The organism is Microbacterium sp. p3-SID336, from assembly GCF_025143365.1.
Taxonomy (GTDB): Bacteria; Actinomycetota; Actinomycetes; order Actinomycetales; family Microbacteriaceae; genus Microbacterium.
The window spans coordinates 1-20,912 of record NZ_JALXPE010000050.1; the positions used below are offsets into that span (position 1 = coordinate 1).

The window sequence follows — 20,912 nt, forward strand, 5'->3', positions numbered from 1 at the left end:
CCCCCCCCGGGGGGGGGGGGGGGGGGGGGCCCCCCCCCCCGCGGCGATGCCCTACCGGAGGGCTTTGGCTTTGATGAGGTCGTACTCGCCGTCCGTGATGGTGCCGGCGTCGAGGAGGGCCTTGGCCTTCGCGATCTCCTCGCTCGGGCTGCTGCCGGCGACCTGCTGGATGTAGGCGTCCGCGGCGTCCTGCGCACGTCGCGCCTCGGCGCTGCTGCGCTCGGCCATCCCGCCTCCTCGGGCGATGAGGTACACGAGAGCCGTGAGGAACGGGACGAAGATCAGGAAGACCATCCAGATCGCCTTCGCCCAGCCGTTCAGCCGGTGATCGCGGAACAGATCGGCGATGATCGCGAACAGCGCGAACAGGTACGCGGTGAACGCGAAGATCCAGAGGAACCACCAGATGATGTCCCAGAACGACGACCAGAAGCCCATGACCCGCCCTCTCCGTGCGCCGCACTGCGCGGTCGGCACGCTCGGACCTTACTCGTCGCCTCTCGGTGCGCGCACCGGCACGGCACCGACTTCACCCGGGTGATCGGCCCGCGCGCAGACGCGGAGTACGCGCAGTGTCAGGATCGGGCGCAGTACGCTTCCCGAAACGGCGGAGGGAGCGTCCATGGGCGTTGCAGCGCACAGACCACCGTGGCTTCTCAGCACGCTCGACGGGTATCGCCGGCGCTGGCTGCTCTCGGACGTGATCGCCGGTCTGTCCGCCGGCGCCGTGGTGGTGCCGCAGGCCATGGCCTACGCGACCATCGCGAACCTCCCGGTGCAGATCGGCCTCTACACGTGCATCGTCCCGATGCTGGTGTACGCGCTCCTGGGCGGGAGTCGCGCGATGAGCGTGTCCACCACGTCGACCATCGCGACCCTCACCGCCACGACACTCGTGTCGGCCGGTGTCGCCGCAGGCTCCGACGACGCCCTGGGCTCGCTCATGATGCTCACGCTGCTGGTGGGCGTGATCCTGCTGCTGGCACGCGCGTGCCGACTGGGGTCGCTCGTGGAGAACATCAGCGGCGCCACGGTGCTGGGGCTGAAGATCGGCGTCGGTGCGACCGTCGCGGTCGGCCAGCTGCCCAAGCTGCTGGGGGAGTCCGTCGACTTCTCGGGGCACGGATTCTTCCGCTCCCTGCTGGCCGTCGGCCAGGCGTTCGAGAGCGCGAATGCGGCGACCGTGGCTCTCTCGGCGGGCTCGATCGCCGTGCTGCTGCTGCTCAAGCGCTTCGCACCGCGAGTACCGGGCACCCTCCTCGTCGTACTCGGCGGCATCCTCCTGGTGTGGCTCGGACACATCGACGGGCTCGGTGTCGACCTGATCGCTCCGGTCGAGAGCGGACTGCCGACTCCCGGTGTGCCGGACTTCGCTCAGACCACGGCCCTGGTGCCTGGTGCCCTCGCGATCGCCGTCATGGCCTTCCTGGAATCGGCAGCCGTGGCGCGTAGCCTCCGTCAGGCGACCGAACCCCAGATCGACAGCGACCAGGAGCTGTTCGCGACCGGAGCGGCCAATACGGTCGGCTCCGTGTTCGGGGCGATGCCCGCGGCGGGAGGGTTCTCGCAGAGCGCGGTGAACCAGGGGGCGGGCGCCCGCTCGCAGCTCGCCACGATCGTGACCGTGGTGCTGGCGGTGCTGGTGGCGCTGTTCCTCGGCCCGGTGCTGAGCCTGCTCCCGGAGGCCACGCTCGCCGCGATGGTGTTCGTCGCCGTCGCCGGCCTGATCGACATCCCGCTTCTGGTCAGCTGGGCGCGCATCAGCAGGGTGGACTTCTGGATCGCCACCGCCGTCGCCGCGATCGGTCTGACGGCGGGGCTGCTGCCTGCGGTGGCCGTCGGGGTGGTGGTGACGCTGATCCTGGTGCTGCGCGAGCTGAACGTGCCCCGGGTGCGTGTGACAGGACGCCGCGGCGATTCGATCGGGCTCGAGTTGGAGCGCGGGCTGTACACCGCGAACGCTCTGGCCAACGAGCGCCTGATCCTGGACACGGTCGCGGCAGCCGAGCAGCCGGTGCGCCACGTCGTGCTCGGGTTGCGGCAGCAGGAGGTGATGTCGATCACGGTGCTGGACGCGCTGGAGAACCTGGACAGGGAGCTCTCACAGCTCGGCGTGACCCTCCATCTGGCCGCGCTGCCCGCCGCCGCGAGCGAGGTCGCCGCGCGCACGACGTGGTTCTCGGCGCTCGACCGAGCCGGTCGCGTGCACGACTCGGTGGACGAAGGCCTCACGGCGACGCAGGCGTCGGGGGCCTCCGGCGACGTTCACCCTGGTGAGGTGCCGGAGGAGCGCTGACACGGTCGGCGTGGATGCCTAGGCTGGCGGCCACAGAAGCCGCGGCCGCAGGGCCGCAGATCCAGGGCGGGGGCCGAGGATGATGAGAGACAGGGGTGCCGTCGCGCGGGGGCGGGCAGGATGGCGACGTCGGCTCCCCTGAGGTGGCAGTGGTCGCGGTTCGGCCTCGGTCTGCTCTATGCGGTGCCGTCGCTGCTGGTCGCGCCGGCCGACCCACGTCTCGCGCTGGCGCTCAGCATCGGAGTGCTTCCAGCGGCGGCTATCGGGCTGCCTCCGCGGCGGCGCGCCAGAGCGGCGATCCCATTGATCGGTGTGCTGACGGCTGTGGGCCTGCTGCTCGGCTCGGCCCTCGCGCTCGTGCCGGTGGTGGCGGTGCCGGCGATCGGCGCGCTGTCGGTGCTCTGCTGCCTCGCCGCCGCCCGGTCCAGGGCCGGACACGCGGCGTTGATCCTGGTCCTGCCCATGGTGGGCATCGGGCTGAGCTTCCCGCTGTCCGCAGCCAGCGGATGGCTCGCGGCGTTCGTCGTCGTGGGGTCGGTGTACGCGTGGTTGGTGTCGCTGCTGTGGCCGGAGCGGAACACGCGCCCGGTGCCGCTGCCTGCGGTGCCGCGGGGGCGGGCCATGGTCTTGTACGGCTTCCTGCTCGGGATCGCCGCCGCCACGGCCGCGACGATCGGCTTCGCGACCGGGCTGAAGCATGTCGGCTGGGCCACGGCGGCCGTGCTGCTGGTGATGCGGCCCGTGCGCGGGCAGGTGGTGGCGCGCAGCTTCGGCCGTGCGGGCGCGGTGCTGGTGGGAGCGCTGGCCGCCGCAGGAGTCGCCGCGCTCGCCCCCGGGGGCTGGGGTGCGGGGGTCGCGATCGCGGCGGCCGTGGCCTGCCTGTGCGCGGTGAATGAGAGCCGCTGGTACGTGGCGCCTGCCTTCTCCACGTTCCTCGTGCTCACGCTGCTGCTGTGCACGTCCGAGGTGGCTCCTGCCGAGCGGTTCCTGGAGCGGACGCTGGAGACGCTGCTCGGGGTGGGACTCGCCCTCGTCTTCGGCGCGCTGGTGCCGGCCCTCCTCGGCATGCGTGGGCGCAGCAGGCAGGCGAGGGAGATGGTGAGCACATCGGTGTGAGGAGGGTATTGCGGGACCGCTCCCGCCCTGCAATATACTGCCGCCGAGGGGGAGAGCCACGTCGATATCGGGGGGTAACCGATGGCGAATGGTCCTCACGGCGGAGAACGGACCTGCTGTCCGATCCCCGCCTCACTGAACGGCGACGTACGAAGGGAACGACTGCTCACGCGGCTCACAGCCGCACTGGACGAACCGTGGACGCTCACACTCGTGAGCGCTCCGGCCGGGGCCGGCAAGACGCGCCTGCTCGCGCAGTGGGCGCGGGACCGGCAGGCCGAGCCGGACACGGAGGTCGTGTGGGTGTCCCTGGAGCAGGGCGAGGGGGAGCTGCCGCGCGTGCGGACCGCCCTGGAAGAGCTCGTCGACCCCGACCTCCGCGCTGCGATGGCGGCGGTGCCGTCCGACCGCTCGGCTGCCACGATCCGCGCGTTCGCGAGGTCGCTGGGCGACGCGCGCGGGCGGATCGTCATCATCATCGACGACGTGCACCGCATCGAGGACGAGGACGTGGCGCAGCGGCTGTCGACCTTCGTCCAGCACGTCCCCGGCAACGTGCACGTCGTGCTCTCCGGGCGCGGCACGCGGATGATCCCCCTTGCCCGACGCCGCATCACCGGCGTGGCCCTGGAGCTGGACAGTCAGGCGCTGGCGTTCACACCCGCGGAGGTGCGGGCGTTCTTCCTGGCGCGCGGCATCAGGCTGTCGCAGGGGGAGATCAGCACGGTGATCGCCCGCACCGAGGGCTGGGCCGCCGGACTGCAGCTCACCCTGCTCGCGGCGGGCGGTGGGGCGGTCGCTGCGCATCCCCTGCGCGGCGACGATCCCAAGCTGGCGGACTACTTCCGTGAGGAGGTGCTCGCGGAGCTCGACGAGGGGCTGCGGGAGTTCCTGGAGGCCACAGCGGTCGTCGACGGCTTCACGTCCGAGCTCGCCGCGGTGCTGACCGGTAGCGCGCACGCGGCTCCGGTGATCGACCGCCTGCTCCGGCTCAACGTGCTGTCAGGGCCGGACGAGCACGAGCCGCCCCGCTACCACTACCATCCGCTGCTCCGGGAGTTCCTCCGCGGGCGGCTGCGCGCCGACGGGGACGCCAGGATCGATCGGCTGGAGGGTCTCGCCGCCGAGTGGTTCGCCGCACGCGGAGAGCACCTGGCCGCGCTGGAGCACGCCGTGCACAGTGGAGACCAAATGTGCATGAGCGCGATCCTGCGCCACTGCGGCATGCAGCTGCTGCTGGAAGGGCGCGTGGCCGAGGTGCGCACGGCGACAGCGCAGCTCCCTGCGACCATGCGGTCGGGTACCGCGGCGCGCATGCTGATCGCGGCCACCGAGCTCGCCCACGGAAACGCGTCCGCCGCGGCAGTCGCGCTTCCGCTCGTCCTCGAGCCGGGGGAGAGCGAGGCGCAGCGACGGTGGCGGGTCGGGCTGGCGCTGCACATGGCACTCCGCCGTGGCGGCGTGGTGGACGCGGTCGACGAACTCGACCTCGAATGCCGGGCGCTGCCGGGCGAGGAGCAGCTCGACACCTACGCGTTCCTCCAGGCCGCCATGGGCGAGCTGTTCGCGGGCGACCTGGGCCGTGCAGAGGAGTTCGCGCGCTTCGCCGTCGACCTCGCCAAGGCGACCGGTGCTGGCGCCGCGGAGCTGCAGGCCCAGGGCGTGCTCACCACGAGCGCGCTGTTCCGCGGGCGGATGCGGGAGGCGTCGAACGCGGGCGCCGCGCTCGACCGGCGCTGGCGGGAGCTGGGCCAGCCCGACAACGCCTTCTTCGAGGTGACCAGGGTCTGGCGGGCATGGGTGCCCTACGAGGGCATGCGCGATCGACGCCGGTGCGGCGCTGGGCGAGGCGGCCCGGGTGCTCGATGCGGGCGGTGAGGCGGCGATCGCCCGCGGTCTGCACGGCATGCGGGCGCTGCTGTCCGCTGACCGCGCGGGCGACCCCCACGCGGCGGCCGTCGCCCTGTGCGAGGAGCTGTCGCCGCGGGACGATCTCCCGCTGCCCCCGCACTGGTACGCCATGATGGGCGGCTTCGCCGTGCGCGCACTCGACCGGCTGCACGAGCCGAGCGTGCGCGACCGCTTCATCACGGACGTCGAGGCGGCGCTGGGGGAGACGGGCGACGTGCTCGTGCTCCGTGCCATCGCCGCGCTGCACGACCGCAGTGACGGGCTCGCCCGCGGTGCCCTCGCGCCGGTGCTGGAGGGGTCGGCGCCGTGTCTGCTGCCCGCCTCGATGATCGACGCCTGGCTCGTGGAGGCGCAGCTGGACGTGCTCGACGGCGAGCCCGATCGTGCGCAGCTCGCCCTCGCGACCGCCCTGGCGCTCGCGGAGCCGGAGGAGCACGTGCGCCGGGTCGCCGAGGCCGGCCCGGTGGTGACCAGGCTGCTCGCGGCGCGCGCGACCGCGGGCTCGCGCACGCGCTTCGCGGAGACCGTGCGCGAGCGGCTCGCCGCGGCAGGCGTCCTCCTGGAGGAGGAGCTCACGCAGCGCGAGCGGATCGTGCTCGCCGCGCTCAGCCGCAACGCCACGCTGCGGGAGATCGCGACGCAGGAGTTCATCTCGCCGAACACGGTGAAGACGCACGTGCGCAACATCTACCGCAAGCTCGGGGTGTCGGACAGGGAAGGGGTCACGGCGGCCGCGCACGCCCTCGGGATCTCCTGAGGGGCCGCGGCCGCCGTCGCCGGCTCAGTCCCTGGCCATCGCCGCCGCCAGGTGCGCCTCCAGGTCGAGGTACGCGTCGTCGGCGATGTCGAACACGACCTGGGCGATCTCGCCGCCGGTGAAGTCGAAGCCGTAGCCGTACAGGGACGACACCGGGTCGGCGCTGTCCCGCCCGATCGTCAGACCCTCGCCGCACAGGGAGAAGTGCCCGAGCACGGTGCGGATCTGCTTCTCGTCGACCTTCTCGTCATCGATGTACAGCCGTGCGGGCCCGGTACCCTCGCGGTACTCGCCCATGCCCTCCTTGACGAACTCGACGCCGACGATGTGTCGACCGGAGGTCGGAGCGGGGCCCGAGATGCGGTCCTCCGGAGGGATACCGAGGAAGTTGTACACGTAGTGCACCTGCCCGTCCTTCACGACGAGCGCATGCCCGCCGAACCGGGAACCGTGCGCGAAGATCACCCCTTCGGTGTCGGGGGTGAACTCCACCTCCGCGGCGATCTTGAACGAGACGCCGTGGGTGTTGGCGGCGGATCGCTCCGGTACCTCGCTCGTGCCGGGGTAATACACGAAGCGCCCCGACGGCGGCGCCGGCTGGTGGAACTCCATCGCCACGAAGGTCTCGAAGTCCTTGGGGTTGCCAATGATCTGCAGGTCGTTGAGCGGCAGCACGGCGTTCTCCTTCGCGACCCGCATCCACAGCTCCATCAGCTGCTCGACGCGATCCGGGTGCTCGGCAGCGAGGTCGTGCGCCTCGGCACGGTCGACATCCGTGTGATACAGCTCCCACCGGTCCTCGTCGAAGTGGCCACGACCGCTGATCGGCCCGTGCACGGTGACGGCCTTCCACCCCTCGTGCCAGATGCCGCGCTGGCCGAACATCTCGTAGTACTGGGTCTTCTTCTCGGTCGGCGCATCGGGCGCCGCGTCGAAGGAGTATGCCATCGAGACGCCGGAGAGCGGCGTCTGCTTCACGCCGTTGTACGTGTCGGGGAAGTCGACTCCGCACGCCTCCAGGATGGTCGGCACGATGTCGGTCGAGTGGTGGTACTGGTGGCGCACCTCGCCGCGGGCCTTCATGCCGGCGGGCCAGTGGATCACGAGCGGGTCGCACACGCCGCCCTGATAGGTGTAGCGCTTGAACATCTTGTACGGCGTGGAGAACGCCGCCGCCCACCCCGTCGGGTAGTGGTTGTACGTGTCGGGGGAGCCGAGCTTGTCGACCATGCGCAGGTTCTCGGCCTCGTCGTCGGGGTAGCCGCCGAAGATCTTGCCCTCGTTGACCGAGCCGTTCGGGCTGCCCTCGCCCGAGGCGCCGTTGTCGGCGCAGTAGATGATGAGCGTGTTGTCGAGCTGCCCCGACTCCTCCAGATAGTCGACGATGCGGCCGACCTGCGCATCGGTGTACTCGCTGAAGCCGGCGTACACCTCGGCCATGCGGGAGAACATCGCCTTCTCCTCGTCGTTCAGCGTGTCCCACGGGCGCACTTCGTCGGCGGCCGAGAAGGAGCCGTCCGGCATCGGATTGAGCGCGGTCAGCTCGGTGTCCTCCGGCAGGATCCCCTTCTCGATCATGCGCGCGAGCACCCACTCGCGATAGGCCTCGTAGCCGTCGTCGAACACCCCCTTGTAGCGGTCGATGTACTCCTGCGGCGCATGGTGCGGGGCGTGGTTCGCGCCGGGGCAGAACCAGAGATACCAGGGCTTGTCTGGCTCGGTCTGCTTCACGTCACGGATCATCGACAGCGCCTGGTCGGCGAGGTCCTTCGAGAGGTGGTAGCCGTCCTCCGGGAGGTAGGGCTGGTCGATGTAGTGGTTGTCCTCCGCGAGTGACGGGTACCAGTTGTTGGTCTCGCCGCCGATGAATCCGTAGAAACGGTCGTATCCCTGAGCGAGAGGCCAGTGCTTCTTCGAGGCGCCCGCGGTCCACTCGTCGATCGGCACATTGTGGTTCTTGCCCACCCAGAACGTCGACCACCCGGCGTCGCGGAGGATGTGCGCCATCGTCACGTTCGACTCCGGGATGTGCGAGTTGTAGCCGGGGAACCCGGTCGAGGACTCGGAGATGGTGGCGAAGCCGTTGAGGTGGTGGTTGCGTCCGGTCAGGAACGTGGAGCGGGTGGGCGAGCACAGCGCGGTCGTGTGCCACTGCGAGTACGTGAGCCCGTTCTGCGCGAGGCGGTCCATGGTCGGCATGTTGATGCGGCCGCCGTAGGGCGACCATGCGGCCATGCCGGTGTCGTCGTACAGGACCACGAGGACGTTGGGCGCCCCCTGCGGGGGTCTGGCGGGAAGGAACGCGTCCCAGTCCGCTTCCGAGTCGCGAACGTCGAGCTCGATCCTGCCCTGGAAGTCGCGGGTCATGTCCATCTCCTTCGTCTCAGCCGTCTTGCGCTTATCCGCAACGTACTGGGGTGGGAGCTCGGGGTCACCCGGGTGAGCCCGCGTTCATCCGGGTGATTATCACGTCCTCGGGTCAGAGCAGCGCGCCGATGGCCTTGTTCAGCTGCAGGACGCCGATCACGAGCAGCATGGCTGCGTTGAGCACGTGGGTGTTGCCGCCGATCCAGGTGCGCACGCGGTCCAGGAGCGGCTGCGCGTCGGCGCCGCGGACGACGACGTAGATCACCGGCACGGCGATGGGCAGAGCACCCACCGCGATGAACACCACGGCGGCCCAGAACGCGGCGGAGGCGTCGACCTCGGCGAGCGAGATGTCGAGCGCGGCGATGATCGCGCAGGACGCGTCGACCGGGTTGAGCACGAAGAGACCGAGGCCGAGCAGGAACGTGCGCCCCGGGTGGAACGACGCCACCGAGTGCAGCCACCCCGGCAGCTGCGGCGAGGCGGCGACCACGTCGCGCGGGGTGGTGGCGGTCGCCATCTGCGCGATGTGGGCGCGGCCCTTGCGATACACCCACACCGCAGCGCCGACCAGGAACAGCCCGAGCAGCAGCCGCAGCAGCGCGACCCAGAGCGGCAGCTCCGCGCGTCCCTGCACCTCCATCACCTGGAAGATCCACAGGAACAGCGCCACCACGCCGCCGAGGCCGAGCAGCCAGCCCAGCAGATACGCGATGCCGTTCGCACGCGCCTGCCCCGACAGCAGCACCGCGACGAGCGCCATGATCGCCAGCGGACTCAGCACCACGCCCAGCGCCACCGGCACGAGGGAGACGATCAGCTCGCCCACGTGCAGCCCTCCGTCCTGTCCTCCGGAAGCTCCGACCTAGAAGCTGCCGATGCCCTTCCCGACCATGGAGACGCCGATCACCAGGAGCAGCACGGCCATGATCACGGCGTTCTCGTCGGCGAGCCAGCCCCGCAGCGCATCGAGGGGACGGCGGAGCCGGTCGGCCGCCACGAGGTACCCGATGACCGGCACCAGCACCGTGGACGCCGCGATCACCGTGAACACGGCGATCACCGCCACCGGTTCGCCGCCGTCGAGTCCGGCTCCGCCGATGCTCATGCCGGCGCCGGCTGCCATCAGCAGGTTCTTCGGGTTCAGCGCGGAGAGCAGGAACCCGAGCCCGAAGGCGACAGGGAAGCCCATGGTGTCGATGGCCTGCATCCACTTCGGCAGCGCCGCGGTCTCGCCCGGTTTCGGGCGCTTGCGCCACTGCGCGATCGCGAGCAGCAGGAGCAGCGCGCCCAGCACGAGCTGCACGGTGCCGCGGATCGGGTGCGAGGCGTCGGGGTCGTCCTCCGGGATCACGGCCGAGAGCAGCGTGAACACCGTGACGGCGACCACGATGCCGATCACCCAGCCGAGCAGGAACCCGACGCTGGTCACCCGCGCCTTCGGCGACAGCAGCATCAGGATCGCGGCGATGATCGGGATCGGGCTGATCGCGACGCCGAGAGCGAGGGGGAGGATGTCTCCGATGGCCTGGCCCATGGGGCTACCTCTCTTCAGTGACCGGCGTCACCGCCGGCGAGATCAGGTCGGCGATCGCCGCCCGGTTGGTCGCGTACACCGGCTCCCGGTGCAGCAGCTGCAGCTCGGACAGGCGGCGCAGCGTGTTCGGCCGCACCCGGCTGAAGGAGAGCGAGATGTTCTGATCGTCCAGCCAGTGCTTCAGCGCCTCGAACGACTCGGCCCCCGTCACGTCCACATCCGTCACCGCCTCCATGTCGACGACGAGGTGGTGGACGGTGCCCTCGCCGGCGGCGCGGATCGCCTCCTTCACGGCGCTCGTGAACACGGAGCCGTTCGCGAAGAACAGCGGTGCGGCGAGACGGACCACGATCACGCCGGGTGCCGTGGTCGACCCGGACGGCGCGTCCTCCAGCAGCGACTCGCCCGGATCCCCTGAGGCCTCCAGCACGTCGATGGCGGGGTTGGCCGCGCGCTTGGCGAGGTTGATGAGCGCCAGGACGAAGGCCACCACGATGCCGGGGATCGAGCCGATCAGCAGGGTCACCAGGAAGCACGCCGCACCGATCAGGAACTCGAAGCGGTCCTTGCGCCACAGGTCGATGAAGTCGCGGATCCCGAGCAGCGGGATGATCGCGACACCCACGATCGCGCCGATCGCCGGGGACGGGATGTCCTCCAGCAGGGCCGTGCCGAACAGCAGGAGCAGCAGAGTGCCGACGGCCAGCACGAGCGAGGGGAGCTGGGTGCGCGACCCCGCCTGGTCCATCGCGGCGGTACGGGAGGTGGAGGAGCCGACCGCGAAGCTGCCCTGGGCTCCCGCAGCGATGTTCGCGACGCCGAAGGCCAGCAGATCGCGGTTCGCCCGGAACGGGTAGCGGTGCTTCTCGGAGTACGACCGTGACACCAGCAGGCCCTCCGCAGTGGTGACCAGGGTCAGGGCGATCGCCGAGGGCACCAGCGCCAGCCAGGTGGTCCAGTCGATCATCGGCCAGGTGAGCGCCGGCGGCCCTGCCGGCACCTCACCCAGCACAGCCACACCGCGCGCATCCAGGCCGGTGAGCACGACCGTCGCGGTGGTCGCGATCAGCACGATCAGTGCCCAGGGCACGGCGCGCAGGTAGGCGCGGCCCAGCAGCAGGACGGCGACGGAGACGGCGGAGATCAGCACCGACCAGACGTTGAGCGTGGGGAGACCGGTGACGAGGGCGACGAGCTTGTCGACGAACTCCGCGCCCGAGTCGATCTTCACGCCGAGCATCTTGGCGATCTGGCTCACCATGATGTCGAGCGCCAGGCCGCCGACGAAGCCCACCAGGATCGGCTTGGACAGGAAGTTGGCGAGGAAGCCGAGTTTGAAGACCGCGAGCAGCACGAACAGCCCGCCCGAGAGCACGGCCTGCGCGAGGGCGAGCGTCGCGTAGTCCGCACTGCCCGCCACGGCGAGGCCGCCCACCGAGGAGGCGACGAGCGCAGCGGCGGCCGCGTCCGGCGACGCCACCAGCTGGCGTGAGGACACGACGAGCGCGTAGAGCACGGTCGGGACGATCAGGGCGTACAGACCCGCGGTCGCGGGCAGCCCGGCGATCTGCGCATAGCCGATGTTCAGCGGGATCGCGATGGCGAGCAGCGTGACACCGGCGGTCAGCTCGGTGACGACGTTCCGTCCGGTCAGGCCCGCGAGTGGTCGCTGCATGCCACCTCCCCTCAGCCGAGCCGCACAGCGCGGCGCGTCCACCCTCCCATCCGCGAGAACCGCGTCTCCAGGACGGCCGCCAACATCGCCCGGGTGATTTCAGCGGGGGTTAGCGTTCGCGCTGCGGCAGTGCGGTGCGGTCCCCGGAGAGCCAGCGCAGCCAGGTCGCGCCGGGGTCTCCCTCCAGCACCAGTGCCCGCATCAGGAGCGTGAGCGGCACCGCGAGGATGGCGCCGAGAGGGCCGATCACGAAGGTCCAGAAGATGACGGAGAAGAAGCTCAGCGTCAGGCTGAGGTCGACGGCGTCGCTCACGAACTTCGGCTGCACCAGCACCTGCAGCACCACGTTGACGACGCAGTACACCGCGATCACGCCCAGCATCAGCGGCCAGCCGCCGACCACGAGGGCCAGCACCGCCGGCGGGATCAGGCCGAGCACGAAGCCGATGTTCGGCACGAAGTTGGTCACGAAGGCGAGGATCGCCCATACGACCGGCGCCGGGACGCCCAGCCACCACAGCGCCAGCCCGTCGATCACGGCGACGATCGCGCCGAAGACGGCATTCACCACGTAGTAGCGACGCACACCGCTGTTCAGGTGCGCGATGCGGTCGATGGTCTCCCGTCTGCTCGCACCGAACACGGCACGCGCACGCTGATAGCGGGCCGCGTCCACGGCGAGGAAGATGATGTACGCGCACACGAAGAACAGGGCGGTGGCGACGCCGATCACGGCGCTGCTCACGCTGCCGGCCACCGCGAGCAGTGCCTCCGGATCGAGCACGGACGCGGCCGCATCGGACGCCTCGTCCGCCAGCCCGAGCGACTGCAGCAGGGCCACCAGGTCCTCTGCCGATCGCGCGAGGCCGCCGTCGGAGGCCAGGTCGGCGATGAGCGCGGCGAACTGCGTCGCGGCGAGCCACAGCAGCGCCCCCATCGCCACGAGGATCGCGGTCGCGACGAGGATCACGGCGGTCGACCCCGCCCATGTCGGCCACCCGCGACGGGCGAACGGGCGGCGCACGGGGTCGCAGATCACCACGATCACGACCGCGAGTGCCAGCGGGCTGAACACCTCCCTGGCGGCCCACACCCCGGCGAGGGTGATCGACCCCGCGGCGAGCACGAGCAGCACCCGAAGACTGGGCGAGAGGAGGCGGTCGGCGCCGCGGTCGGGTGCGGAGGGTGCGGGGGTCACGCCGCCAGCGTAGCCCGGGCCGATCGGTGCGGCGGGAGCATCGCCCTGGACGGGTGACGCGCCCCGGGCAGGGGTGCCGGGCCGGAGCAGACTGGGCGCCATGTCCACCCCACCGCCCCCGGACCTCCTGTCGGCGGCCCGTTCCGCCGGCGGCGCGCGGGAGCGTGCGAGGGAAGCGCTCGCGCTGCAGATCGCCGTGGTCGCCTTCGTGCTCGCGGCGCTGATGGCGCTGCTCGTGTTCCGCCTGCAGCCCGCACCCATCGCGGGGCCGGGCTCGGTCGGACAGTACGCCGCGCTGGCCTCCGCGCTCACCGCCGTGGTCGCGTTCCTGCTCGGCAGAGCGATCGCCGCGGATCCGCATCGCACGCGACGCCTCGGCGTCCTGGACGTGATCGACATCGCCGCTCTCGCGTTCGCGCACGCCGTGATCGCGCTGCTGGGCTGGACGCTGGCCGCGACCATCATCGAGGCCGGCCTCATCGGCGCGGTGGTCTACCCGGTGCCGGTGCTGCTGCTCGGCGGCGCCGCCGCCTCCGTCACCGCGTACGTGGTGTTCTTCTCCGCCACGCACATGGACATGGCGCTGCTCGCCATCGTGCTGGCGCTCTTCCTCGTGCTCGGCGTGCTCACGAGCATGCTCACGGCCAGCGACCCGCAGTGGTGGAAGGAGAACCTGAGCGCTCTGGGCATGACCGACGACCTCTCCGCCCGCACGTTCAACCTCACGCTGATCGTGGCGGGGCTCCTGGTGACCACGCTCGCGCGCTACGCCACGCGAGGCATCCCCACCACTCGACGGGGCGGTGTGCGGGCCGTGCGCACCTGCCTGGTCGTGGTCGGTGTCTTCCTCGGCCTGGTCGGCGTGTTCCCCGTGGACGAGTTCTTCTGGGTGCACACCGCCGTGGCCTCGGGGATGGCCGTCGCGTTCGGGGTGCTCGCGTTCGGGCTGCGGCGTTGGATCCCCGGTGTGACGCGGACGTTCCTGGCGCTCGGCTACCTTTTCATCCTGGTGATAATCGTGCTCGCCGTGTTCTTCGCGACGGGCTACTACACGCTCACCGCGGTCGAGCTGATCGCCGGAATCCTGGTGTTCACGTGGATCATCCTGTTCCTGCGCACGGCCGACGCCCTCCGGCGCGACGCCGCGACCGTCGCCCGCTGAAGGTCCAGGGGTCTTGAGGCCCTTTCTCGGCCGTCACTATGGTGTCTGCCATGTCGCCTCTCGTGCGTTCGACGAGGCCGGGGCCGACGACACGATTCCGGCCGCCGCCTCCCCAGCCGGGCCTGCTGCGCCGCGATCGTGTCACCGCGACGATCGACACGGTGGTCGCCGCATCGCCGCTCACCGTGGTCAGCGCGCCGAGCGGTTTCGGCAAGACCGTCGCGGTCGCGCAGTGGGCTGCCGGGCTGGACAGGGTGGCGTGGCTCTCGCTGAGGGGTGTCGACGCGGATCCCGGCCGCCTCACCCAGGGGGTGGTGCACGCGCTGCTGGTGGAGGCGGAGAAGAGAGGCGCCGCCGTCGACCTCGCGCCCGGCCTGACGAACCCCGCCCGTGCGTACGAGGAGATCTGCCGTGTGCTCGACGACGGCGCGGCGCGCGTGCACCTCGTGGTCGACGACGCGCACCGCGCGGGCGAGGACTGGCGCAGCGGGCTGCTCGGCATGTTGGCGGAGCAGCCGCCCGACGGCCTGCGACTGGTGCTCGTCGGCACCACGCTGCTCGAGGTGACTCTGAGCCGCCAGCGCCTCACGCAGCCGGAGTCGTTCCTGGGCGTCGATCTGCTGCGCTTCACGACGGCGGAGGTCGGTGCCCTGCCGCAAGCGGATCGCGGCGGACTCGGCGCCGACGCCATCGTGCAGGAGACGGGCGGCTGGCCGATCGCCGTCCGGCTCATGATGATCGGCGGCGCCAGGCCGGACGGAGACGCGCCGAGCGCCTCCAGCTTCCTCGGCGAGTATGTCCGCGAGCACGTGCTGGGCGCACTGCCGGCGCCGATCGCCCGCTTCGTGCTCGACGCCACCGTCTGCGCCGAACTGACGCCGGGGCTCGCGGCTGCCGTGACCGGGCGCGCCGACGCGGCCGGGCTGCTGGAGTCGTGCGTGCGCCTCGGGCTCTTCCTCGACCGTTTCGAAGGACCGAACGGAGTCGTGTACCGCTGGCATCCGACCTTCGCGCGCCGGTGCAGCGAGATCGCCGCGCAGGACGACGCCCGCTTCGCCGCCTGTCACCGCCGTGCGGCCGAGGCGATGGAGTCCATCGACCCCATCGCCGCGATCGCGCATTCGCTGGAGGCGGGCGACCGCGGCGTGGCTCGGGCCCTGCTGCAGCGGCACTGGCTCGGCCAGGTCGTGGGCGCGGGTGCCGCCGAGGTGGAGCGTACGGCGATGCGGCTGCTGCGCACGGACCCGGACGACGCCCACGTGCTGCTGATCAGGGCGTGCGCGTGCGACGTGCTGGGCGACCACCATGTGGCGGGAGAGCTGCTTCAGCGGGCGGAGGGGTTGCTGGCCAGGGAGGGCGCCGACGATGCGGCGATCCTCTCGGTCGCGCGGCTGTTCCTCGCCGACGAAGGCGACGACCTCATCGGCGCCATGACCGCTGTCCGTGCGATGCTGCGCGACGTCGATGCGGTCGACCTCGGTGACAGGGCCGCACTGAACTGTCTGCTGGGTTGGGCCGAGATCCGTCGCCGGGGCGACCCCGCGCTGCCCGTCGAGTACTTCGCGGCGGCCGCACGGGAGGCCGAGGGCGCGACGGACCCGGATCCCGAGGCGCGCGCGCTGGCGCATCTGGCGTTCGGGCAGGCGGCGGCAGGGCGCCTTGTGGACGCGCGGGGGACGCTGCAGCGGGCGCGCTCGCGCGGCGACCGTGGAGCCCCGTTCACCGCCTATGCCGGCGGGAGCGCCGATGCGGCCGCCGGGTTCGTGGCGTACTGGGCGGGGGACGCGGTCGACGCCGGGGACGCGTTCGCCGGGGTGATCGCGCACGGTGCATCCGACAGCTCCTTCGCCGGACTCGCGCGGATGATGATCGCGTTCGCGGCAGCCGAGAGCGGCGATGCGGCGGCGTGCCGTCGGGCCGCGATCGGCGTGCAGGACATCCCCCTCGACGCGGGGCACGGCTTCCCGTGGGCGGCGCTGCGCGAATCCGCGGTCGCCGTGCTCGACGAAGCCATCGGCAGCGGCGATCGGGCGCTCCGCATCGCGCGCAGGTACGTGCAGTGCCCCGACCTCCCCGTGGTGAACGTGGCGCTGGCCGGAGTGCTGCGCCGCGCGGGAGAGTATCCGGCCGCCCTGGAGATGCTGCGCGCGCTCCGGGGCTTCGCCGACGTCTCGTATGTCAAGAGCGCCATGCTGATCACCGCCGCCGTCATGCGACGGCACGCCGGTCGACCGGAGGAAGCGCACGAGCTGTGCGAAGCAGCGATCGCGGTCGCGGCGGCGGAGGACGTGCGGCTGCCGTTCGGCCCGCGGGAGGCGGCCGTGCGGCGGCTGCTGCACGAGCACGTGCACTTCGGCACGCAGTTCGAGGACTTCATCGGCCGCTGCCTCGCGATGGATGCGGGCGGTTCGCTGCTCGACGCGTTGTCGGAGCGCGAGCGGGAGGTGTTCCAACAGCTGCAGACCGCGCGGACACTTCCCGAGATCGCGCGGGAGCTCGCGGTCTCCATCAACACCGTGAAGACCCATCAGCGCGCGATCTACCGCAAGCTGGGGGTCTCGTCGCGGCGGGAGGCGATCAGGGTCACCGTGTGAAGGGGTGCCGACGTCGAGACGTCGACACCCCGGTGGCCTCAGCGGGCCGGACTCAGGCGAGCGCGCGAGCCTTGATGGCGGCGAACTCCTCGTCGGTGATGGTGCCTGCGGCACGCAGCTTCGCCGCCTTGTCGATCTCGTCGGTCGGGCTGCTGGCCGCCACGCTGCGGATGTACGAATCCGCCGCGTCCTGCTGCCTCCGGTAGTCGGCGGCTGCGCGTTCGCCCATGCCGCGGCCCCGGGCGATCAGATAGATCAGCGCGGTGAGGAAGGGCACGAAGATCAGGAAGATGATCCAGGCCGCCTTCGCCCAGCCGTTCAGCGCGTGATCGCGGAACAGGTCCGCGATGATGTTGAACAGCACCATCAGGTAGGAGACGAACACGAAGACCCAGAAGAACCACCAGATGATGTCCCAGAAGCTTTCCCAGAATGACATGTCAGACCCCTTTCGTCTGTGGACAGGTGAGGTGATCGTGGCAGGGGCGGACGCCGGCCCGCGAATGCACTCACCCGTTCCAGGCGAGCCGGGAGGAGGCGTCCGGCTCACCAGGATCGGGTGAGGGCGACGCGGTGGCCGCACGAGGCCGGCGTATCGTCCGCGTCGTGGATCAGTCCAAGGCAGACGACGGCCGCACCCCGAAGCCGCGCGCGAGCACGGCGGCGAGACGTGCGCGGCCGGCGGCGGGCGCGGTCGACATCGGCGGCGTCGAGCCGGTCCCGGCTCCCGGCGACGTCGAGCCGGTCCCGGCTCCCGGCGACGTCCAGCCTGTCCCGGCTCCCGGCGGGACGGAGCTCGGTGCACGCTTCTCGCTGCTGCGTCGAGTGGTTCCGGCGCGCCCGCTGATGTCCGGCTTCCTCGTCGCGATCGGCGTGCTGCTGGCGGTCGCCCTGGCGGCGACGATCGCCGGGATCTCGACCGTGCTCTTCTCGGTCTTCCTCGGGCTCTTCCTGGCGCTGGGGCTCGACCCCGCCGTGCGGGCGCTGGAGCGCCGCGGCGTGAGCAGGGGCGTCGGCGTCACGATCGTCGCCGCCGCCGTGCTCGGTGTGGTGGCCGTGATCGTGCTGGTCCTGCTGCCGGCCACGGTGCGTCAGATCGTGGCGGCGGTCGAGGCCGCACCGGATGCGATCGCCGCGATGCAGGACAGCGACTGGTATCTGGCGCTCGAACAGGCCCTCGGCATCGATCTCTCGGTCGTGATCGCCGAGGGCCTCGCATCCCTCGCCTCCGTGTCGTCGTTCCTCGCGATCACCGGCGGCGTGCTGCACGCGGGATCCAGCGTGATCGGCGCCGTCTCGAGCTTCGTGCTCGTCGTGGTGCTCACCCTGTACTTCGTGGCGTCGCTGCCGGCGATCACGGGCTCTCTCACCCGGCTGATGCCGAGCTATCGACGGGAGAACTTCGCGACCCTGCTCGACGAGGTGGTCCGCTCGGTGGGCGGTGTGGTCGCCGGCGGTGTCACGCTCTCCTTCGTCAATGCGGCAGTGGTGTTCCTGATCGAGCTCGCACTGGGGTCTCCCATCGCCGCGGTGATGGGTATCGCCGCGTTCTTCATCACGATCGTGCCGATGATCGGCTCGCTGCTGTTCCTCGTGATCGGCACCGTGGCGAACCTCTTCCTGAGCCCGACGGCGGCGCTCGTGTTCGCCATCGCGTACCTCGTGTACATCCAGGTCGAGGCGTACTTCGTGACCCCGCGGGTGATGGGCAGGGCGGCCGCCGTGCCGGGGGTGCTCGTCATCATCGGCGCCATGATCGGCGCCACACTGCTCGGGCTGCTCGGCGCACTCGTGGCGATCCCGCTCACGGCGTCACTGCTCATCATCATCCGCCAGGTGTGGATCCCGCACCAGGACAGCGTGACCGAACCCCCGGACGCCTGACAGATCACCCGGTTGGGGTGAGCAGGACGGCCCGTCCGACCACCGCGGTGCGAGCATGAGGCCGTCCGCCATCCGACGAGAGGGCACCCCCATGAACGACTTCCGCTTCGGCCCCGCCGAGTTCTACCTGGTGGGCTTCGAGGGCGAGCGCCCCGATCCCGCGACGTTCGGCGCTCTCGCCGATCTCGCGGAGAGCGGCGTCGTGCGCATCCTCGACATCGTGCTGCTGAGCAAGGCGCCCACCGGCGAGGTGGAGATCCTCGAACTGGAGGACGACGCGGAGGCCATCGGGCTCGCCGGGTTCGCCCCGATCGCGTCCGGCCTCGCGGGGGAGGAGGACGTAGAGGTGCTGGCCGAGACGCTGGAGCCGGGGCGCTCCGCCGCCGTCATCGTGCTGGAGCTCGCCTTCGCCAGGACCCTCGCCCAGAACCTCGCGGCCGCGGGCGGCCAGGTGCTGCGCAGTGAGCGGGTTCCCGCGCCCGTCGTGAACGCCATGATGGACATCCTCGATCAGGAAGGTGAATGACATGCCCTTGAGGAGATTCGGACGCCCCGGCCTGATCGGCCTCGCCGCGCGCACCGCCGTCGTCGCCGGCACAGCCTCGGCAGTGGGGGGCGCCGCGATGCGGCATCAGGAGCGCCGCGCGCAGGACCAGTACGAGCAGCAGCAGTACGAGGCCGCCCAGCAGCAGGCGCAGATCGACGCCGCGGCACAGCAGGCCGCTGCGCAGTATGCCGCTCCCGCCGCCGCGCCGGCTGCACCGGCTGCACCGCCTCCCGCCGCCGCAGGCGCCGACGACCTGATCGCGAAGCTGCAGCAGCTCGCGCAGCTCCAGCAGTCGGGCGTGCTCTCCGACGAGGAGTTCGCGGCGGCGAAGCAGAAGCTCCTGAGCTCGTAGCACTGCCGGGCTCTCGACCGCGCAGAGCCCAGCGCCACCGCATCGCAGAGGAGGGGAACGATGGGCGAACTCGACGACCTCCGAGCCAGGGTCGCGCTGCTCGAGCAGGAGAACGAGACGCTGCGCGCGCCGCGGCGTCGACCGGCCGCGCGCAGCGTGGTCGCCGGCATCGTGCTCGCGGTGGCCGTGCTGCTGGCGCCGATCGCCGCGATCGGCACGTGGGCGCGACTGCAGCTGGTCGACACCGACCGGTTCGTCGCGACATTCGCACCGCTCGCGGAGGACCCGGATGTGCAGGACTTCCTCGCCGACCAGGTGAGTGCGGCCATCGACGAGCAGGTCGACCTGGAGGCGGTGGTCGGGGAGCTGTTCGACGGCATCCGCACGCTCGATCTGCCGCCGCGCGCCGAATCCGCGCTCACGCTGCTGGAGGCACCGGCCGCGTCCGGCCTGTCCTCGCTGATCGACGGCGTGGTGCGGGATGTGGTCTCCTCGGAGCAGTTCGCCGACATCTGGGCGCAGTCGCTGCGGGTCGCGCACGAACGGGCGGTCGCGCTCCTGCAGAACAGTCAGGACACGGCTCTGCAGCTCGCGGACGACGGCGTGCTGTCCCTCGACCTCGGCGTCGTCGTCGAGCGGGTGAAGGCGACGCTCACCGAACGGGGCGTGGGGTTCGCGGACCTCATCCCCGTGATCGACCGGTCGGTCCCGATCGCTCAGGCGGACGCCCTGGTCCTGGTGCGCACGGTGTATCAGCTCGCCGTCGCCGCCGGGTTCTGGCTGCCCTGGGTGGTGGCGGGACTGCTGGTCGTGGGCATCCTGCTCGCGAGGAACCGCCCGCGCGCTGTTCTGGACGAGCGCCGCGCTCGCCGCGGCCTTCCTGCTGCTCGCCGCGGGCATGGGAATCGGTCGCACGTTCTTCCTGGGTGCCGTGAGTCCGTCGATCATGAGCGCTGCGGCGGCGGCTTCGCTGTTCGACGAGGTGACCTCGCTGCTGGCCTCCACGATCGCCGCGCTCGCCCTGGTGGCAGTGCTGGTCGCCGTGTGGGCGTGGCTGGCGGGCACGAGCCGTCCAGCCGTGCGCGCCCGCACGCTGTTCGAGGACGGGTTCGCGGCGATGCGCGGTGCCGCCGAGCGCCGCGGGGTCACGACGGGACGCTTCGGCGCCGGGGTCGATCGCTACCGCGGGCCGATCCTGGTGGCCGGGCTCGTGCTCGCGCTGCTGCTGCTGATCGTCACCAGGCCGGTCACGTTCGGCGCGGTCATCGGCGTGACCGTGGGGCTGCTCATGCTGGTGGTGCTCGTGGAGCTGCTGCGGCGACCTCCGGAGATCGAGGGGGACGAGGCCATCGCGGCCGAGGAGGCGCTCGCCGATGACGACGGGCCGTTGACCGAGGGAACCGTCGCGCCTGGAGAGGCGGCGACGCCTGCCGAGGAGATCACCCCGCGGGGGTGAGCTCGAGGCCCGCCCCGACGGGGCCCCGACGATACTCGCAGCAGGCGGCCCGTCTGGTGC

Annotated in this window: 17 protein-coding genes; 10 read left to right on the top strand and 7 right to left on the bottom strand. The window is 71.2% G+C overall.

The genetic code is table 11. The annotated features are described in order from the left end of the window. Window positions 1–51: 51 nt before the first annotated feature. Window positions 52–438 carry an SHOCT domain-containing protein gene (locus M3C17_RS14335; RefSeq protein ID WP_259978615.1) on the bottom strand — a complete coding sequence of 129 codons (387 nt, stop codon included), beginning with the start codon at window positions 436–438 and terminating at the stop codon, window positions 52–54. Between the two features lie 184 nt (window positions 439–622). Here M3C17_RS14335 and M3C17_RS14340 point away from each other — a divergent pair, with 184 nt between their 5' ends. The 4 genes from M3C17_RS14340 to M3C17_RS14355 all read left to right on the top strand — a co-directional run bounded on the left by M3C17_RS14340 (window position 623) and on the right by M3C17_RS14355 (window position 6,080). Then, entirely contained in the window at window positions 623–2,296 is a 1,674-nt protein-coding gene (locus M3C17_RS14340; RefSeq protein WP_259978592.1) for a SulP family inorganic anion transporter, read from the top strand. Between the two features lie 120 nt (window positions 2,297–2,416). Further along, window positions 2,417–3,412, top strand: a complete 996-nt coding sequence (locus tag M3C17_RS14345) for an FUSC family protein (protein ID WP_259978593.1) — start codon at window positions 2,417–2,419, stop codon at window positions 3,410–3,412. An 81-nt stretch (window positions 3,413–3,493) separates the two neighbouring features. Next, the gene (locus tag M3C17_RS14350) at window positions 3,494–5,290 is read left to right on the top strand and encodes an AAA family ATPase (protein WP_259978594.1); all 1,797 of its coding nucleotides are present in this window, start codon (window positions 3,494–3,496) and stop codon (window positions 5,288–5,290) included. Beyond that, entirely contained in the window at window positions 5,271–6,080 is an 810-nt protein-coding gene (locus M3C17_RS14355; RefSeq protein WP_259978595.1) for a helix-turn-helix transcriptional regulator, read from the top strand. The genes M3C17_RS14350 and M3C17_RS14355 overlap by 20 nt, the downstream gene beginning before the upstream one ends. Window positions 6,081–6,104: 24 nt before the next feature. On the opposite strand, the gene M3C17_RS14360 is transcribed toward M3C17_RS14355, so the two are convergent. From M3C17_RS14360 to M3C17_RS14380, 5 genes are all read right to left on the bottom strand, one after another. Beyond that, window positions 6,105–8,447 (bottom strand): arylsulfatase, encoded by a 2,343-nt coding sequence (locus M3C17_RS14360; protein ID WP_259978596.1) that lies wholly within the window; start codon window positions 8,445–8,447, stop codon window positions 6,105–6,107. Window positions 8,448–8,559: 112 nt separating this feature from the next. After that, on the bottom strand, window positions 8,560–9,276 hold the full coding sequence (locus tag M3C17_RS14365; protein WP_259978597.1) for a GAP family protein: 717 nt from the start codon (window positions 9,274–9,276) through the stop codon (window positions 8,560–8,562). A gap of 36 nt (window positions 9,277–9,312) precedes the next feature. Beyond that, on the bottom strand, window positions 9,313–9,984 hold the full coding sequence (locus M3C17_RS14370; RefSeq protein ID WP_259978598.1) for a GAP family protein: 672 nt from the start codon (window positions 9,982–9,984) through the stop codon (window positions 9,313–9,315). Between the two features lie 4 nt (window positions 9,985–9,988). Continuing rightward, a complete protein-coding gene (locus tag M3C17_RS14375) occupies window positions 9,989–11,659 on the bottom strand; it encodes a SulP family inorganic anion transporter (RefSeq protein ID WP_259978599.1) in 1,671 nt (556 codons plus the stop codon). 109 nt (window positions 11,660–11,768) lie between these two features. Continuing rightward, complete coding sequence (locus M3C17_RS14380; RefSeq protein ID WP_259978600.1) at window positions 11,769–12,857, bottom strand: AI-2E family transporter; 1,089 nt, start codon at window positions 12,855–12,857, stop codon at window positions 11,769–11,771. Window positions 12,858–12,957: 100 nt separating this feature from the next. Here M3C17_RS14380 and M3C17_RS14385 point away from each other — a divergent pair, with 100 nt between their 5' ends. Both M3C17_RS14385 and M3C17_RS14390 read left to right on the top strand, forming a co-directional pair. Then, a complete protein-coding gene (locus tag M3C17_RS14385) occupies window positions 12,958–14,019 on the top strand; it encodes a DUF998 domain-containing protein (protein ID WP_259978601.1) in 1,062 nt (353 codons plus the stop codon). Window positions 14,020–14,069: 50 nt separating this feature from the next. After that, window positions 14,070–16,613: a LuxR C-terminal-related transcriptional regulator gene (locus M3C17_RS14390; RefSeq protein ID WP_259978602.1), complete on the top strand. Its 2,544-nt coding sequence runs from the start codon at window positions 14,070–14,072 to the stop codon at window positions 16,611–16,613. Window positions 16,614–16,665: 52 nt separating this feature from the next. On the opposite strand, the gene M3C17_RS14395 is transcribed toward M3C17_RS14390, so the two are convergent. Further along, window positions 16,666–17,052 carry an SHOCT domain-containing protein gene (locus M3C17_RS14395; RefSeq protein WP_259978603.1) on the bottom strand — a complete coding sequence of 129 codons (387 nt, stop codon included), beginning with the start codon at window positions 17,050–17,052 and terminating at the stop codon, window positions 16,666–16,668. A gap of 167 nt (window positions 17,053–17,219) precedes the next feature. On the opposite strand from M3C17_RS14395, the gene M3C17_RS14400 reads away from it, so the two are divergent. From M3C17_RS14400 to M3C17_RS14415, 4 genes are all read left to right on the top strand, one after another. Beyond that, a complete protein-coding gene (locus tag M3C17_RS14400; protein ID WP_259978604.1) occupies window positions 17,220–18,497 on the top strand; it encodes an AI-2E family transporter in 1,278 nt (425 codons plus the stop codon). Between the two features lie 91 nt (window positions 18,498–18,588). Continuing rightward, window positions 18,589–19,023 carry a DUF6325 family protein gene (locus tag M3C17_RS14405; RefSeq protein ID WP_259978605.1) on the top strand — a complete coding sequence of 145 codons (435 nt, stop codon included), beginning with the start codon at window positions 18,589–18,591 and terminating at the stop codon, window positions 19,021–19,023. A 1-nt stretch (window position 19,024) separates the two neighbouring features. Beyond that, window positions 19,025–19,396: an SHOCT domain-containing protein gene (locus M3C17_RS14410; RefSeq protein WP_259978606.1), complete on the top strand. Its 372-nt coding sequence runs from the start codon at window positions 19,025–19,027 to the stop codon at window positions 19,394–19,396. 898 nt (window positions 19,397–20,294) lie between these two features. Continuing rightward, a complete protein-coding gene (locus M3C17_RS14415; protein ID WP_259978607.1) occupies window positions 20,295–20,852 on the top strand; it encodes a hypothetical protein in 558 nt (185 codons plus the stop codon). Window positions 20,853–20,912 lie beyond the last annotated feature (60 nt).